Raw genomic sequence first — 14,883 nt, forward strand, 5'->3', positions numbered from 1 at the left:
ATCGCGCGGCAGTACGGCTCGGTGCGCGGGCCGGGCGACGACGGCCGCTGTCGGCCGCGACCCGGGGGGCCACCGGTGGATTCCGGCCGCCCGGCCCTGCGGGTGGTCAGCGGAAGACGCCCGGGGGCGGGGCCGGGGAGGGGGCCGCGGTGGCGTCCGTGGCGGGGGTGGCCCCGGCGGCGAAGGCGGTGAGGGCGGGGCCGTGTTCGACCCGGCCGAGGGCGGAGTCGGAGGCGACGCGGCGGGTGAGGTCGGCGATCGGGAGGGGGGTGTGGGCGCCGGCGAGGACGAGGTTCCCGAAGCGCTTGCCGCGCAGCACGGCCGGGTCGGCGACCAGGCACAGTTCGGGGAAGACGGCGCCGAGGGTGGCGATCTGGGAGCGGGCGAAGGGCAGGGACGAGCCGTCGGCGATGTTGGCCGCGTACCAGCCGCCAGGGGCGAGGGCGCGGGCGGCGAGGGCGGTGAACTCGACGGTGGTGCAGTGGGCCGGGGTGCGGGCGCCGGAGAAGACGTCGGTGATGACCAGGTCGACGCTGCCCTCGGGGGTGCGTTCGAGCACGCTGCGGGCGTCGGCGCCGCGCACCTTGATCTGCCAGCCGCGCTCCAACGGGAGTTCGGTGCGGACGAGTTCGGTGAGCGCGGTGTCGATCTCGGCGACCTGCTGGCGGGAACGGGGCCGGGTGGCCGCGACGTAGCGGGCCAGGGTGAGGGCGCCGCCGCCGAGGTGCAGCACGGTGAGCGGGCGGCCGGGCGGGGCGACCAGGTCGATCAGGTGGCCGAGCCGGCGCTGGTACTCGAAGCCCAGGTGGGTGGGATCGGCGAGGTCGACCAGCGACTGCGGGGCGCCGTCGATCAGCAGCGACCAGGCCGCCGGGCGGTCGCGGTCGGGGCGCAGTTCGGCGAGGCCGGAGCCGACGGGGCTGGCGAGCGGACCCTGGGCGTGGGTGCGGCCGCCGGGGCCGGTGACGGCCGGCCCGGTGTCGCGCTCGGTGCTGCGGCCCGCGCCCCGGGCGGCTCTGCTGCTTCGTCCCATGACCGCCATTATCGCCGCCGGGCGGAGCGACCTCGCAGGTCAGGGATGTTCGGGGGGCGTGCCGGGTGGATCCGGCCGGAGGGGCGGGCCAGGCTCGCGGCCCGGCGGGATCCGCACGGCACGCCCGCTAGAACGGGCCGAGGCCGCCTGCGGTGAGTGTGCAGGCGGCCTCGCAGAGGGCGGAGCGGAGTACCCAGGCGTCAGTGGGGCGGGCGGCGCAGACGGCGCCGGCGGGGGGCATCACCCAGCGTGGGTCGGTGCCGGCCGGCAGCAGGGCGCCGGCCGTACAGGAGCTGCCGGGCAGGTGCCAGGTCTCGAAGGTGCCGGCGGGGACGAGGAAGGTGACGGTGCTGCCGTTGCGGCTCTGCAGGACGGCCCCGCAGGCGCGGCGCAGCCGCAGGATGTCGACCGCCTCCAGGCCGTGCCGCAGGGCGACCGTCACGGTGTCGTAGGTGGTGACGAGGGTGTCCTGGTCCACGCTGGGGACGAGGCGGTGGCCGGGGTGCCGCCCGCCGCAGGAGGCGCGGCCGCCCTCGACCGGGCCCCGGCCGGGGATCCGGTCGTCGGCCGGATCGGGGAGCAGGGCGGGGGCGGCGCCGGCCAGCACACCCCCGGCGACCGGTCGGTACTGCGGCAGTCCGGTGGCCATCATGGGCCCTCCTGTACCTGGTCGGGTCGGAAGCACTGCCGCCCGGGGAGGTGGGGGCCGCGGGGACGAGCGGCGGGCCGGGGCGACGGCCTGGGCTTCCACGTATCAGGACAACGCGGCGGACCCGCCCGAGGCCACGGGGCGCCTTACAGCAAGGCATGGCATTTCATGGCGGATAACCCACAACCCCGCCCGGTTTATACCGAATTGTTAGCACATCTCCCACAAACCGGCTGTGTTCGGCCCGTCACGCCGGGTACTGTCGGTGGCGGATCACCACGACCCCACCGGCCCCATCGGGCCGTTCCCGCACCGCCGCACAGTCCAACCCCGGCCCCCGTCCATCGACCCCCGCACCGCACCCCGACCCTCGCACCCCGTACACCCGCGCACCTCCGGCCCCGGCCCCGCGCCCGCACCACCGCCCCCGCACGACCACGGAGCGCACCATGGCAGCCACCCCACCGGCCGAGCCGAACCGCCCGTCACCCAACACCGCGATGCGCGCACTGCGCGGCGACCGCTCACCCGGCGAGTTCGCCATGGCCGTGCGCCGGGCGGCCCGGGAGATCGGGGAGCACGTGTCCTGCGACGCCCGCTACGTCGGACGGGTCGAATCCGGTGAGATCCGCTGCCCCAACTACGCCTACGAGCGGGTCTTTCGGCACATGTGGCCGGATCGCACGCTCACCGACCTCGGCTTCTCCCCCCGGACCGCTGTCCGCCGCCGCTCAGCGGAGAGTGCCGGCGGGAGCGCCGAAATGCCCACGCTCCACCCGCCGTTCCCGCCCCTGCCCGCCCCGCGCTCACCACTCTCCACTCAACTCCCGTACGCTGCCTCGCCGTACGCGGATCCAGCCGCTTCGGACGGGCCCCCGTGGCCGAACGCCGTCGCGGTGCCCCGGGGGCCCGATGGATCGCTCTATCTCGACGAGGAGAACGACGACGTGCGTCGCCGTACGTTCCTGGCCGGCGGCCCGACCGCGCTGGCCACCGTGGTCGGCATCGACCGGCCGACCGTGGCCGCGGCGGTGGCCGCCGCCCCCACCGCCGCGCCCGCGGCACCCGCGGCACCCGCGCTGTTCGACCCGGGCCCCGGCGCCTTCGTGCCCGGCCGGCCCCGGCCCGTACCGCCGCCCTGCAAGGTCGGTGCCGCCGAGGTGCTCTGCGTCGAACAGGCCGTCCGGGACATCCGGTTGGCCGACGACGCGTACGGCGGCGACACCCTGTTCGAGCGCGCCGGACAGTCGCTGCGCACCGCCTACCTCCTGCTCAACGAGGGCGAGTACAGCGCGGAGACCGAACGACGGCTCCAGGCCGGAGCCGGCGAACTCGCCATCTCGGTCGGCTGGTTGGCGCACGACTCGAACCGGCTGGCGGACGCCCGCTCGCTCTACGCCGAGGCGCTCGCCACCGCCCGCATGGCCGGCGACGCCGCACTGGAGGCGCACGTGTTCTGCAACAGCGCCTTCCTCGCCCGGGACGCCGGCCGGCCGCGCGAGGCGCTGCGCGCCGCCCAGGCCGGGCAGGTCGCCGCCCGCCAGCTGGACTCCGACCGGCTGCTCGCGCTGCTGGCCATGCGCGAGGCCGGCGGCTGGGCGCTGCTGCAGGACCGCGCCGCCTGCGAACGCGCGATCGCCCGGGCGTACATCCTGTTCGACCGCGGCGCCTCCGAGGACGATCCGGAGTGGATGTCCTTCTTCGGCGAGGCGGAGATCGCCGGCCTGCAGTCGCAGTGCTGGTCCGCGCTCGGCGACTGGGACCGCGCCAGCGCGCAGGCCGGGCTGGCCATAGCGCTGCAGCAGCCGCACTTCGTCCGCAACCGGGTGCTGTACACCGCCGAGCTGGCCCACGACCGGCTCGGCCGGGGCGACTTGGCGGGCGCGGCACACCACGGCTCGGCCGCCGTGGCGCTGTTCGGCGAGGTCCGCTCGGCCCGGATCCGGAGCATGCTGGCGGACACCGCCGAACGGCTGCGCCCGCACGCCGCCGCGCCCGAGGTCCGCCGCTTCCTGGTCGGGTACGACCAGGCGGTGGCCGCCTGAGGCACGGCTGTTGACGTGCCGTCAGTGTCCGGCGGCCAGGCCCTCCAGGTGGGAGAGGTCGTTCCAGACCTCCACGGCCGGCGCGCCGTACTCCCAGGACAGCACGCAGAGCGCGGCCGTGCCGAGCTTGAACCGCTGGGCGAACTCGGGCGGCAGGCCCAGCCAGCGGGCGGTCAGGATGCGCAGCAGGTGGCCGTGCGCGAACAGGACGACGTCCCGGTCGGCGCAGTGCATGACGGTGGTGTCGGCCTCGGGGACACCGTGCTCCTCGTTCAGGTCGGCGAGGAAGGCGTCCACCCGGGCGGCCACCTCGGACAGCTTCTCGCCGCCGGGCACACCGTCGCGCCAGATCAGCCAGCCGGGGTGGTCGGTGGCGCGGATGTCCGCGCCGGTGCGGCCCTCGTACTGGCCGTAGTCCCACTCCATGAGTTCCGGGCGCTCGACCGCACGATCACCGAAGCCGGCCAGCGCGCAGGTCTCCTTGGCGCGGCCGAGCGGGCTGGTGTAGACGAGCGCGTCCGGCAGCCCGTTCCAGGGGGCCTTGGCCAGGCGGGCACCGAGGGCCCTGGCCATGGCGCGGCCTTCCTCGGTCAGCGGGATGTCGGTGCGGCCGGTGTGGCGGCCGGTGGCCGACCATTCGGTCTCGCCGTGGCGGACCAGCACGATTCGGGCGGGCATGGCAGGCTCCTCGCAGCGGGGCGGTGGCAACGGTCGGTCTCACCCTTGAGCACCGGGTTCCATGATCCCTCACCCGGACGGCGGGCACGATCGCGGGCCGGGCGGGAACGGCCCCGGGGCGGACGGCGCTCGGAGCGGAACGGGTGTCCGGCCGACCACGGCGCGGGGTGTCCCCTCCGGCGGGGACGCGCGGTTCAGGCCGGAACAGGCCGGAACAGGCCGGTCCGCACCGCATTGTCGGACCCGGGTGCGACACTGGGCCGCACCATGAACGTCTCGACGAACGTCCCGTCCAGCGGGCACGCTGAGCCGCTCGCCCAGCGGCTCGCCGAGCTGCGCGGACCGGCACCGCAGCGCAGTCTGAACGCCCGCTCCCTCGCCGCGCTCGCCGCCAATCCCGGCTGCCACCGCCGCGCCGTGCTCGACGCGGCGGGGGTGGACAAGTCGGCGCTGGCCGCCCGGCTCGGCCGCCCCGCGCCCTTCGGGCAGTCCCCGTTCGCGATCGCCCGCGGCGTGATCTTCGAGTCCCGGCTGAAGGCGGACGACTACGCCGCGCTGCTGGAGCCGCTGCGCGCCCACCTCGGCGTCCCGGCGGACGGCGGCGCCCCCGTGCAGGTACCGGATCTGCTGCACCGCTCCGGCCCCGCCGTCCGGGCCGACCGGACGGTCGAGGCGCTGGCCCGGGCCGCCGCCGACCCGGACGCCTGGACGCTGCTGGACCACCCGATGCTGCGGCTGGACGTGGCCGGCGGCACCGCCTACCTGGAGCCGGACGCGGTCGTGGTGCACGGCGGCCGGTGCACGGTGGTCGAGATCAAGTCCTTCCCGGTGCTGGACGGCGGCGCGGACCCGGCCAAGGTCGGCGCCGCCGCCCGGCAGGCCGCCGTGTACGTGCTGGCGCTCCAGCAGGCCGCCGCCGCGCTGGCCGGCCGGCCGCTCGCCACGGACCCGTACACCGAGCAGCGGCTGCCGGGCAGTCCCCGGTCGAGCGTGCTGCTGGTCTGCCCGAAGGACTTCGGCAACCGGCCGACGGCCGTCGCCGTCGACGTCCGCCGCGAGCTGGCCACCACCCGCCGCCAGCTGGGCCAGATGACCGGCATCGGCCGACTGCTGGCGGAGCTGCCGGCCGGGGCCGACTTCGACCTGGCGGCCGACGAGGACGGCGTGCCGACCCGCTCCGCCGAGGAGCTGGCCGCCTCGGTCGAGGCGGTGCCCGCCGCGTACGGCCCGGACTGCCTCTCCACCTGCGAGCTGGGCTTCCACTGCCGCGCCCGGGCCCGTTGCGGCGACCGGGTCGAGCAGCTGGGCCGGGGCGTGCGCGGCGAGTTGGGCAGCATCCGGACGGTGACGCAGGCGCTCGCCGCCGCCGCCACCGAAGCCGTCACCGCCGAAGCCACCACCGATGCCGAGACCGGCCCGGACGAGGCGGCCGAGCGGCTGGCCTACGCGGCCGCCCTGCGCGCCGAGGCGCTGGGCAGGATCCCGGTGGCGGGTCGCGCATGAGCGGACGGAACGGGCTCGCCGGCGAAGGCCGCGGGCGGGCGCACACCCACGCCGGGCCCGCGGAGGTGGCGGGCCGATGAGTCTGCTGACCACCCTGGCCCGGCTGGAGGCCGTCCGCAGCGGGCGGGCCGAGCCGCTGGCCACCGTCCGGCACCGGCACCTGTCCGACCGCCCGATGGTGGTCGTCCCGCTGACCGCGGCCGGCGAGGCCGGTGCGCCGCTGGCGGTGATGCTGGGCACCGACCGGGACGCGCCCCGGCTGCACCTGGTGCCGCAGCCGCTCAACCGCACCCTGCGGTTCGACTTCCTGGCCGAGCTGGCCGCCGACCTGCTGCCGTACCTGGAGTCCTTCGCCGAGGACGTGGAGCAGATCGAGGGCTCCGAGAAGGACCCGGAGACCGGCGAGAAGACGCAGGTGTTCCGCGAGCTGTGCGCCGACGCACCGCAGCTGATCGTGCCGAACGGCGCCGGCGTGCGGCACCTGGCCCTGCTCGGCCGCTCCACCCGGTTCCGCCGCACGGTCGAGGACGACGAGCCGGGCCCGTACCCGGCCCCGGTGCGGGTGCCGCTGCTCGGCCGCTGGCTGACCCACCTCACCGACCGGGCCCAGGTGCCCGGCACCAGCCTGCTGCTGTCGATGACCGGCCTGCTGGCCCGGCACTGGGCCACCGGCCAGAGCCACCTGGAGGACCAGCACCTGGCCGCCCGGTTGGCCTGGCACGCCCCGCCGAGGGGCCTGACCGGCGCCGAGGCGGCCGAGCGCGCCGAGTCCGCCCGGGACGACCGGGGGCAGCTGCTGCACCCACCGGCCGGCCCGGCCACCGATCCGCGCTTCGACGAGTTCGTGCTCGCCCCCGCGATCGCCCGCTACGACGCCGCCACGGCCGCCCTGCAGCACGGCGTCGAGCAGCGCGACGAGGCCGCCGCCGAGCGCGCCCGGGCGGCCGTCCGCACAGCCGTCGAGGAGCTGCGCGAGGTGCTGACGGCCGTGCTGCTGCCCACCTGGCGGGACGTCTGGCACGGCCTGGACCTGCTGCGGACGCTGCCGCCCGCCGGGCACCTGGCGGAGCGCTGGACCGGCGACCGCTGGTCGTACACCGGCCACCGGGACCGGCTGGCGGCCGGCGAGCCGCCGCAGCCCCGGCAGGACGACGCCGTGACGGCCGCCCGCAAGCTCGCCCAGCGCGAGCGCGAGCAGGCCCGGCTGGACGTCCAGGAGGCGCTGGACGACCCGCTGGCGATGGCCGGACACCGGCTGGCCGGCGAGGCGTTCAGCGGCGTGGTGACGGAGGTGGTGCCGGACTACGACACCACCGGCCGCTCCCCCAAGCCGCGCCCGCTGGTCACCCTGCGCACCGCCGACCGCCCGCACGCGGACCTCGGGCGGGAGGCCCACCGGGTCCGCTCGGAGGCCGAGGGGGGCCCGGCCGCGCAGAAGGCGGAGATCGCGGCGGTCGACCCGGCCGGGGGCACCATCACCCTGCGGATGCTGTCCGGCATGGGCCGGAAGAAGGAGCCCGAGCCGGGCAGCCTGCCCGAACCCGGCGACCTGGTCACCTTCACGCTCTTCGAGCTGACGGTCCGCCAGTCCGCGCCGCTGCCCGAGCCGGACGACACCCCGTGGACGCACGGCGGCCCGCCCGGCGCCGCGCCCGTACCCGCCCCGTCCGTCTCCGAGGAGTGGGAGTGATGGCCGAGATGAGCACCGAGCAGGCACCGGGTGCGGCGGCCGACGCCGCCGTGGCCCGGATCCTGGCGGCGACCGTCCACCCGCCGGCCGGCGCCCCGCGCGGCGTGGTGGTGGACTCCCCGCCCGGCGCCGGGAAGTCGACGCTGGTGGTGCGGGCGGCCCGGGAGCTGGTCGGGGCCGGCGAGCGGCTGATGATCGTCGCCCAGACCAACGGGCAGGTGGACGACCTGGTCGGCCGACTGGCCGAGAAGGCGCCGGAGTTGACGATCGGCCGACTGCACGCCGCGGACTCCCGGCCCGGCCCGGAGGTGCTGAAGCACGCCAACGTCACGCTCTCCGACAAGGTCGCCGACCTGGTCGAGCACGACGTGGTGGTCTCCACCTCCGCCAAGTGGCAGTGGGTGCGGGCCGAGGCGCCGTGGCGGCACGCGATCGTCGACGAGGCGTACCAGATGCGCTCGGACGCCCTGCTCGCGGTGGCCCGGCTGTTCGAGCGGGCGCTGTTCGTCGGCGACCCGGGCCAGCTGGACCCGTTCACCGTGGTCGGCACCGAGCAGTGGGCGGGCCTGTCGTACGACCCGTCGAGCAGCGCCGTGGTCACCATGCTGGCGCACAACCCGCAGATCGAGCCGCACCGCCTGCCGGTCTCCTGGCGCCTGCCGGCCAGCGCGGCGCCGCTGATCTCGCGGGCCTTCTACCCGTACACGCCGTTCCGTTCCGGCACCGGCCCGGACGACCGTCGGCTGACCGCCGCCGTCCGGCCGGACGGCTCGGCGCTGGACGCCGCGATCGACCGGGCCGCCGAGCACGGCTGGGCGCTGCTGGAGCTGCCCGCCCGGCACACCGTACGGACCGACCCGCAGGCGGTGGCGGCCGTCGCGGCCACCGTCCGGCGGCTGCTGGAGCGCGGGCTGACCGCCCGCTCCGAACAGGGCGAGGCCCCGCTCACCGCGGACCGGATCGCGGTCGGCACCGCCCACCGGGACCAGGCCGCGGCCGTCCGCGCGGCCCTGCTCACGGCGGGCGTCCCGGTGGACCAGGCGGCCGGCCCGGCCGTCACGGTGGACACCGCCAACCGGTTGCAGGGCCGCGAGTACGACGTCACGGTGGTGCTGCACCCGCTCTCCGGGCGGCCCGACGCGACGGCCTTCCACCTGGAGACCGGCCGGCTGTGCGTGCTCGCCTCCCGGCACCGGCACGCCTGCATCGTGGTGGCCCGGGCCGGAATCGGCGAGCTGCTGGACGAGCATCCGTCCACCGAGCCGGTCCAGCTGGGCGTCCCGGTGACCTTCCCGGACGGCTGGGAGGCCAACCACCAGGTGCTGGACCACCTCACCGAGCACCGGATCCGGCTGCGCTGAGCGGCCGCCGACGTGGTCAGTCCTCGGTCTCGCAGAGGGCGTAGGCCGTGACGACGCCGCGCTCGGCGCGCGCCGACCAGGAGCCGGGGTCGGCCGCGGCCGGGGCGTTCGCCAGGACGGTGTCGCCCGGGCCGGCCGGGGCGAGGGTGTAGCCGCCGCCGGTCAGGTGGCTGCGGGCGGGGCAGGTCGCCGTGGACCAGCCGCCGGGGGCGCTCTTCGCGCCGGTCACCACGACGGTGGTCTCGGCGGCCGCGGCCGCAGGGGCCGCCACCGGCACCGACACCAGTGGCAGGGCGAGGGGCAGGGCGAGGGCCGGAAGGGCCTTCCGTGCACGCATGGTTCCTCCGGGGGCGTGTGGTCCGCGCGAACACCCGGGACAACGGCGGGCCCGCGTCCGCGATGACGCCCCGGGCCCCGGACCACCCGAAGGAGTGGCGCCGCCGCGGGGGCACGACCCCGGCGCGTACGGGGGAATAGCGCCCGCACGCGCACCGTTCCGTTACCGGCCGGTGCCGCGCGACAATGGACGGCGGCCGCGGCCGGGCGGCGCGGCCCGGAGCAGCCGCCGCCCACCCCCCACCGAGACCCGGAGGTGTCCGTCCATGCCCGACTCCCACACGAAGGCGTCCGACCACGGCGGTCCGGCCGACCCCGGGCGGCGTCTGCGTCCGGTGCAGCTGCTGTTCGAGCCGCAGTCCGCCGAGCCGGAGCCGGAACGCTTCTTCGACCTGGAGTCGATCGACGACCCCGCGGAGCTGCTGCGCCGCTCCACCGAGCTGGCCCTGGCCTTCCGGGCGGCGGCCGAGCGGGCCACCGACTTCCAGGCGGTCGCCGCCGCCCAGCTGGCGGACCCGCGCCGTTTCGACGCGCTGTCGGGCACCGAGATCGCCCGGCGCGCGGACTGGACCCCGGACTACGCCGCCAAGATGATCGAGTACGGCCGCGGCCTGCTCCAGCCCCGCCGCCACGAGGACTGAGCGCACCCGAACATTCGCCGCTGGCATATGCGCGAGCGGGAAGGGTACGCGGTTCCCCGTTGCCGTGTCCGGCGAACGGTGCTTTCCCTCCCGCCGTGCCGGCGGACCGCGCAGGCTGCTGTCCGTGGACATCTGGACGTATCAGTCGGTGGAGTACGTCACCGTCGCCGGGGAGGCCTGGCTCGCCTCCGCCAGCGAGTACCCGCGCAGCATGCGCGCCCTCTGGGAGGCCCGCCCGTGGGCGCCCTCGGTGCTGCCCTGCGGTCGCGCCTTCGACGTGATCAGCATGCCGGCCCTGTTCGGCCGCCGGGTGCTGGACGAGCTGTGGGCCTCCGGGCCCGGCTGCGGGCCGGTCGCCTCCTACCGGGGGCGGACGCTGCTGTTCGTCCGGCCCGGCGCGGCGCCCCGGCTGCGCCGGCTGCTGGCCTGGGAGGAGTGGGCCCGGGACGTGCCGCCGCTGCTGTGCCACGGCAGGGGCGACGCGGTGACGGTGCCGCCGGTGCAGCGCATGGTGAACAGCCCGGACTCCCCCGGGCTGGGCTCCGGCCGGTGGATCGTCGCGCCGGAGGACCGGGAGCCGTGGCTGCCGGGCGCCTCGGTGGTGCTGTGGGCGTGCGTGCGGGCGGCCCGGGAGCCGGTCCCGGCGGTGCCGGCCGGCGCGGCGGTCGTGACCGGGGGGTGAACGCCGGACGGCCGGTATTCGATTTTGGCGCGGGCCGGAGCCGCTGCTAAAGTCTTCTCTGTCAGCAGGCGCCGCTAGCTCAGTTGGTTAGAGCAGCTGACTCTTAATCAGCGGGTCCGGGGTTCGAGTCCCTGGCGGCGCACAGACAGCCGAGAGGCCCCTTGCGAAAGCGAGGGGCCTCTCGGCGTTCTCCGCCGCGTCCGACGGGACGAGGACGCCGGGCCGCCCGCCGGAGCGGACGGCCCGGCCGGGGCTCAGCGGCCGCGCAGCGCGCGGTAGCGGGCGACCAGCTCGGCGGTGGAGCTGTCCAGCTGCTCGGCGCCCTCGCCGGTGAGCAGCACCGGCTCGATCCGCTTGGCGAGCACCTTGCCCAGCTCGACGCCCCACTGGTCGAAGGAGTCGATGTTCCAGATCGCGCCCTGGACGAACACCTTGTGCTCGTACAGCGCGACCAGCTGGCCGAGCACCGAGGGGGTCAGCTCGGCGGCCAGGATGGTGGTGGTCGGGTGGTTGCCCTGGAAGGTCTTGTGCGGGACGAGTTCGGCGGGCACGCCCTCGGCCGCGACCTCCTCCGGTGTCTTGCCGAAGGCCAGCGCCTGGGTCTGGGCGAAGAAGTTGGCCAGCAGCAGGTCGTGCTGGGCGACCAGGCCCGGGAGCAGGTCGGCGACCGGCTCGGCGAAGCCGATGAAGTCGGCCGGGATGACCTTGGTGCCCTGGTGCAGCAGCTGGTAGTAGGCGTGCTGGCCGTTGGTGCCGGGGGTGCCCCAGACCACCGGGCCGGTCTGCCAGTTCACCGGCGAGCCGTCGCGGGTCACCGACTTGCCGTTGGACTCCATGTCCAGCTGCTGCAGGTAGGCGGTGAACTTCGACAGGTAGTGCGAGTAGGGCAGCACGGCGTGCGCCTGGGCGTCGAAGAACGCGCCGTACCAGACGCCGAGCAGGCCGAGCAGCAGCGGGACGTTCTGCTCCGGCGGCGCGGTGCGGAAGTGCTCGTCGACCAGGTGGAAGCCGTCCAGCATCTCGCGGAAGGCGTCCGGGCCGATGGCGATCATCAGCGAGAGGCCGATCGCCGAGTCGTAGGAGTAGCGGCCGCCGACCCAGTCCCAGAACTCGAACATGTTGGCGGTGTCGATGCCGAAGTCCTGCACGCCCTCGGCGTTGGTGGACAGCGCGACGAAGTGCTTGGCCACCGCCTCGGTGCCGGCGCCCAGCCCGGTGAGCAGCCAGTCGCGGGCGGAGACCGCGTTGGTGATGGTCTCGATGGTGGTGAAGGTCTTCGAGGCGACGATGAACAGCGTCTCGGCCGGGTCGAGGTCGCGGACCGCCTCGTGCAGGTCGGCGCCGTCCACGTTGGAGACGAAGCGGACGTCGAGGTCGCGCCTGGAGTACGAGCGGAGCACCTCGTAGGCCATCGCGGGGCCGAGGTCGGAGCCGCCGATGCCGATGTTGACGACGGTGCGGATCGGCTTGCCGGTGTGGCCGCGCCACTCGCCGCTGCGGACCCGCTCGGCGAAACCGGCCATCTTGTCGAGGACGGCGTGCACGGCGGGCACCACGTTCTCGCCGTCGACCTCGATCACGGCGCCGCGCGGGGCGCGCAGCGCGGTGTGCAGGACGGCACGGTGCTCGGTGTTGTTGATCTTCTCGCCGCGGAACATCGCGTCCCGCAGCCCGGCGACGCCGGTGGCCGCGGCGAGTTCGCGCAGCAGTTCCAGCGTCTCGTCGGTGACCAGGTGCTTGGCGTAGTCCACGTGCAGGTCGCCGACCTGGAGGGTGTAGCGGCGGCCGCGCTCCGGGTCGGCGGCGAACAGCTCGCGCAGGTGCGTGTCGCCCAGCGCGGCCCGGTGCTTTCCGAGGGCGGCCCACTGCGGGGTGCGGTCGAGCGGGGTGCGGGCGTCGGCGCGGGTCTCCGACATCGGGGGTTCCTCGATTCATCTGGGTGCGGATACCGGCAGGGCCAGGCGGTGCGGGCCAGGCCGCAAGGGTCTCCGTGCGAGGTCGTGCGGGTACTGGTGGTGCGCCGACGTCGTTGACGGCCTGCCCGGGCTCAGCCTATGCAACCGGCGGCGGGGTCGCGCACATTCCGGCCCGCGGCGGCCGGACTCCTCGTCACTTCCGTTCCGAGCGCAGGTCCAGCCCGCGCAGCACCTGGTCGACCAGCTCCGGATCGGCGCCGAGCTCGCTGCGGGCGGCGAGCATCTCGCGGCGGGAGGCGGCGATCATCTCCTGCTCGACGTCCCGGGCGGCCCGCCACTGGGTGAGGCGCAGCTTCGCCTCGGAGGCCTCCTCCTCGGCGTAGTTCTCCGGGCAGAGCCGGGCCAGCCGGTCGTGCTGACGGTCCCGCAGGCGGTCGGCGACCTCGGCGGGCAGCCGGTCCTGCTCCTCCAGTTCGCCGAGCCGCTGGAGCCCCGCCTTGGCGGCCCGCCACCAGAGCTGGCGCACGGCCTGCTCGTGCTTGTCCTGGTCGATGTCCAGTTCGAGCCGCTTGGCCAGCCAGGGCAGGGTGAGCCCCTGCACCAGCAGGGTGAACAGCACCACGCTGAAGGCGATGAAGACCAGTCGGCCGCGCTCGGGGAAGTCCGCGCCGGAGTGCAGGGTGAGCGGGATGGCGAGGGCCAGGGCGACGGTGGCCACGCCGCGCATGCCGGACCACCAGAGGATCACGCTCTCCTTCCAGCTGAACGGGGTGTCCTCGTCGTCGCCGCTGCGCAGCCTCTTCGACAGCCAGCCGGCCGGCAGCAGCCAGAGCAGCCGGACCACCACGACCACCCCGATGACCACGGCGGCGTCGCTGATGAAGCCGGTCCAGCCACGGCCGGCCTCCTTGAGCACGGTGGCCAGCTCCAGGCCGATCAGGCCGAAGGCGACGCCGGTGATCAGGATCTCGACGACCTCCCAGAAGGCGTTGCCGACCAGCCGGTAGGAGACGGCGTCGGCGTCGGCGGCCCGCTCGGCGAGGTAGAGCGCGCAGACCACGACGGCGAGCACGCCGGAGCCGTGGATCTCCTCGGCGATGGTGTAGGCGGCGAAGGGCACCAGCAGGTTGAGCGCGACCTGCTGGGTCGGGTCGTCCAGGCGCTCGGCGAGCTTGGCGTTCACCCAGCCGAGGGCGACGCCGACGACCACGGCGAGCACCGCGGAGAGGACGAAGCGCAGCGCCGCGTGGCCGATCGAGAAGTCGCCGCTGACCACGGCCTCGATGGCCAGTGAGTAGACGACGATCGCGGTGACGTCGTTGAACAGTCCCTCGCTCTCCAGGATCGCCACCAGGCGCCGGGGCAGGCCGACGCTGCCGGCCACCGCGACGGCGGCCACCGGGTCGGGCGGGGAGACCAGCGCGCCGACCGCGATCGCGGCGGCGACCGGCAGGGCGGGCAGCAGCCAGTGCACCGCCCCGGCCACCGCGGCCGTGGTGACCACCACCAGGGCGACGGCCAGCAGCAGGATCGAGCGGACGTTGGCCTTGAAGTAGCGCACCGAGGAGCGCCGGGCGACCGCGAAGATCAGCGGTGGCAGGACCAGCGGGAGGATCAGCTCGGGCTCGATCGTGACGTCCGGGATCTGCGGGACGAGCGCCATGACGATGCCGAGCAGGGTCATCAGGACCGGTTGCGGCACTCCGGTCCTGCGCGCGAGCGGCATGGTCACCACGGAGGCGAGCAGCACCAGGAAGAGCAGGGGCAGCTGGCCCACGGAAACGTTCCTCTCGCTGACGGACGGCTGAGCGCCGCCCAGGATAAATCTGACAATGCGCCCATCGGTGACGACACGCCGAACGGCGACTTGACCTCAAGCGGACTTCAGGTTCGAGGGTCGGGGGCAGTCGAACGATCGAGAGGGCGGGAGCGGACATGAAGGCGGTCACCGTGACGAGGTCCGGCGGTCCGGAGGTCCTGCGGGTCACCGAGGTGCCCGATCCGGAGCCCGGCCCGGGCGAGCTGCGGCTGGAGGTCGCCGAGGCGCTGCCCCTGGAGCGCGCCGCCGACGCCCACCGGCTGGTCGCGACCGGGCACGTCCGGGGCAAGGTGGCGCTGACCGCCTGAGGCCGCGGCGGGTGCGGCCGCCGTCCGGGCCGATTGTGTGTTTCGGCTGCTGACCAGGTAATGTTCTCCACGTCAGCAGGCGCCGCTAGCTCAGTTGGTTAGAGCAGCTGACTCTTAATCAGCGGGTCCGGGGTTCGAGTCCCTGGCGGCGCACAGACAGTCGGAAGGCCCTTCGCGAGAGCGGAGGGCCTTCCGGCGTTCTGCCGTCACTCGCCCGCCGGT

At 75.2% G+C, this 14,883-nt stretch carries 13 protein-coding genes and 2 tRNA genes; 9 read left to right on the forward strand and 6 right to left on the reverse strand.

The features are described from left to right. Positions 1-106: 106 nt before the first annotated feature. Positions 107-1,033, reverse strand: coding sequence for a fused MFS/spermidine synthase (locus tag P3T27_RS18485; protein WP_280679814.1), 927 nt, complete (start codon positions 1,031-1,033; stop codon positions 107-109). Between the two features lie 127 nt (positions 1,034-1,160). Next, positions 1,161-1,685, reverse strand: a complete 525-nt coding sequence (locus P3T27_RS18490) for a hypothetical protein (RefSeq protein ID WP_280679816.1) — start codon at positions 1,683-1,685, stop codon at positions 1,161-1,163. Between the two features lie 446 nt (positions 1,686-2,131). Here P3T27_RS18490 and P3T27_RS18495 point away from each other — a divergent pair, with 446 nt between their 5' ends. Continuing rightward, positions 2,132-3,727 carry a tetratricopeptide repeat protein gene (locus tag P3T27_RS18495; RefSeq protein WP_280679818.1) on the forward strand — a complete coding sequence of 532 codons (1,596 nt, stop codon included), beginning with the start codon at positions 2,132-2,134 and terminating at the stop codon, positions 3,725-3,727. 21 nt (positions 3,728-3,748) lie between these two features. On the opposite strand, the gene P3T27_RS18500 is transcribed toward P3T27_RS18495, so the two are convergent. Next, the gene (locus tag P3T27_RS18500; RefSeq protein ID WP_280679820.1) at positions 3,749-4,405 is read right to left on the reverse strand and encodes a histidine phosphatase family protein; all 657 of its coding nucleotides are present in this window, start codon (positions 4,403-4,405) and stop codon (positions 3,749-3,751) included. A gap of 267 nt (positions 4,406-4,672) precedes the next feature. On the opposite strand from P3T27_RS18500, the gene P3T27_RS18505 reads away from it, so the two are divergent. The 3 genes from P3T27_RS18505 (at position 4,673) to P3T27_RS18515 (ending at position 8,959) form a co-directional block, all read left to right on the forward strand. Next, positions 4,673-5,908 carry a hypothetical protein gene (locus P3T27_RS18505; protein WP_280679822.1) on the forward strand — a complete coding sequence of 412 codons (1,236 nt, stop codon included), beginning with the start codon at positions 4,673-4,675 and terminating at the stop codon, positions 5,906-5,908. Between the two features lie 76 nt (positions 5,909-5,984). After that, positions 5,985-7,598, forward strand: coding sequence for a hypothetical protein (locus P3T27_RS18510; protein ID WP_280679824.1), 1,614 nt, complete (start codon positions 5,985-5,987; stop codon positions 7,596-7,598). Between the two features lie 8 nt (positions 7,599-7,606). Then, positions 7,607-8,959 carry an AAA domain-containing protein gene (locus P3T27_RS18515; protein WP_280680177.1) on the forward strand — a complete coding sequence of 451 codons (1,353 nt, stop codon included), beginning with the start codon at positions 7,607-7,609 and terminating at the stop codon, positions 8,957-8,959. A 16-nt stretch (positions 8,960-8,975) separates the two neighbouring features. Here the strand turns inward: P3T27_RS18515 and P3T27_RS18520 are convergent, their stop codons facing one another. Beyond that, on the reverse strand, positions 8,976-9,296 hold the full coding sequence (locus P3T27_RS18520; RefSeq protein WP_280679829.1) for a hypothetical protein: 321 nt from the start codon (positions 9,294-9,296) through the stop codon (positions 8,976-8,978). A gap of 265 nt (positions 9,297-9,561) precedes the next feature. Here P3T27_RS18520 and P3T27_RS18525 point away from each other — a divergent pair, with 265 nt between their 5' ends. From P3T27_RS18525 to P3T27_RS18535, 3 genes are all read left to right on the forward strand, one after another. Next, positions 9,562-9,936: a hypothetical protein gene (locus P3T27_RS18525; RefSeq protein ID WP_280679831.1), complete on the forward strand. Its 375-nt coding sequence runs from the start codon at positions 9,562-9,564 to the stop codon at positions 9,934-9,936. 124 nt (positions 9,937-10,060) lie between these two features. Further along, a complete protein-coding gene (locus P3T27_RS18530) occupies positions 10,061-10,618 on the forward strand; it encodes a bifunctional DNA primase/polymerase (RefSeq protein WP_280679833.1) in 558 nt (185 codons plus the stop codon). 68 nt (positions 10,619-10,686) lie between these two features. After that, positions 10,687-10,760, forward strand: a tRNA-Lys gene (locus P3T27_RS18535). 112 nt (positions 10,761-10,872) lie between these two features. Here P3T27_RS18535 and pgi read toward each other — a convergent pair. Continuing rightward, entirely contained in the window at positions 10,873-12,534 is a 1,662-nt protein-coding gene (gene pgi / locus P3T27_RS18540) for a glucose-6-phosphate isomerase (RefSeq protein ID WP_280679835.1), read from the reverse strand. Between the two features lie 193 nt (positions 12,535-12,727). Further along, the gene (locus P3T27_RS18545) at positions 12,728-14,311 is read right to left on the reverse strand and encodes a Na+/H+ antiporter (RefSeq protein WP_280679837.1); all 1,584 of its coding nucleotides are present in this window, start codon (positions 14,309-14,311) and stop codon (positions 12,728-12,730) included. A 158-nt stretch (positions 14,312-14,469) separates the two neighbouring features. Between P3T27_RS18545 and P3T27_RS18550 the strand changes: the two genes are divergently transcribed. Further along, positions 14,470-14,661, forward strand: a complete 192-nt coding sequence (locus tag P3T27_RS18550; protein ID WP_280679839.1) for a zinc-binding dehydrogenase — start codon at positions 14,470-14,472, stop codon at positions 14,659-14,661. Between the two features lie 79 nt (positions 14,662-14,740). After that, positions 14,741-14,814 (forward strand) — tRNA-Lys (locus tag P3T27_RS18555). Positions 14,815-14,883 lie beyond the last annotated feature (69 nt).

The sequence above is a fragment of the Kitasatospora sp. MAA19 genome (assembly GCF_029894125.1).
In the GTDB taxonomy this organism is placed as follows: domain Bacteria; phylum Actinomycetota; class Actinomycetes; order Streptomycetales; family Streptomycetaceae; genus Kitasatospora.

Bases quoted from the DNA above. Each gene is read 5' to 3' on its own strand.
- P3T27_RS18485 (WP_280679814.1), bottom strand. From the start codon at position 1,033: ATGGGACGAAGCAGCAGAGCCGCCCGGGGCGCGGGCCGCAGCACCGAG.
- P3T27_RS18490 (WP_280679816.1), bottom strand. From the start codon at position 1,685: ATGATGGCCACCGGACTGCCGCAGTACCGACCGGTCGCCGGGGGTGTG.
- P3T27_RS18495 (WP_280679818.1), top strand. From the start codon at position 2,132: ATGGCAGCCACCCCACCGGCCGAGCCGAACCGCCCGTCACCCAACACC.
- P3T27_RS18500 (WP_280679820.1), bottom strand. From the start codon at position 4,405: ATGCCCGCCCGAATCGTGCTGGTCCGCCACGGCGAGACCGAATGGTCG.
- P3T27_RS18505 (WP_280679822.1), top strand. From the start codon at position 4,673: ATGAACGTCTCGACGAACGTCCCGTCCAGCGGGCACGCTGAGCCGCTC.
- P3T27_RS18510 (WP_280679824.1), top strand. From the start codon at position 5,985: ATGAGTCTGCTGACCACCCTGGCCCGGCTGGAGGCCGTCCGCAGCGGG.
- P3T27_RS18515 (WP_280680177.1), top strand. From the start codon at position 7,607: ATGAGCACCGAGCAGGCACCGGGTGCGGCGGCCGACGCCGCCGTGGCC.
- P3T27_RS18520 (WP_280679829.1), bottom strand. From the start codon at position 9,296: ATGCGTGCACGGAAGGCCCTTCCGGCCCTCGCCCTGCCCCTCGCCCTG.
- P3T27_RS18525 (WP_280679831.1), top strand. From the start codon at position 9,562: ATGCCCGACTCCCACACGAAGGCGTCCGACCACGGCGGTCCGGCCGAC.
- pgi (WP_280679835.1), bottom strand. From the start codon at position 12,534: ATGTCGGAGACCCGCGCCGACGCCCGCACCCCGCTCGACCGCACCCCG.
- P3T27_RS18550 (WP_280679839.1), top strand. From the start codon at position 14,470: ATGAAGGCGGTCACCGTGACGAGGTCCGGCGGTCCGGAGGTCCTGCGG.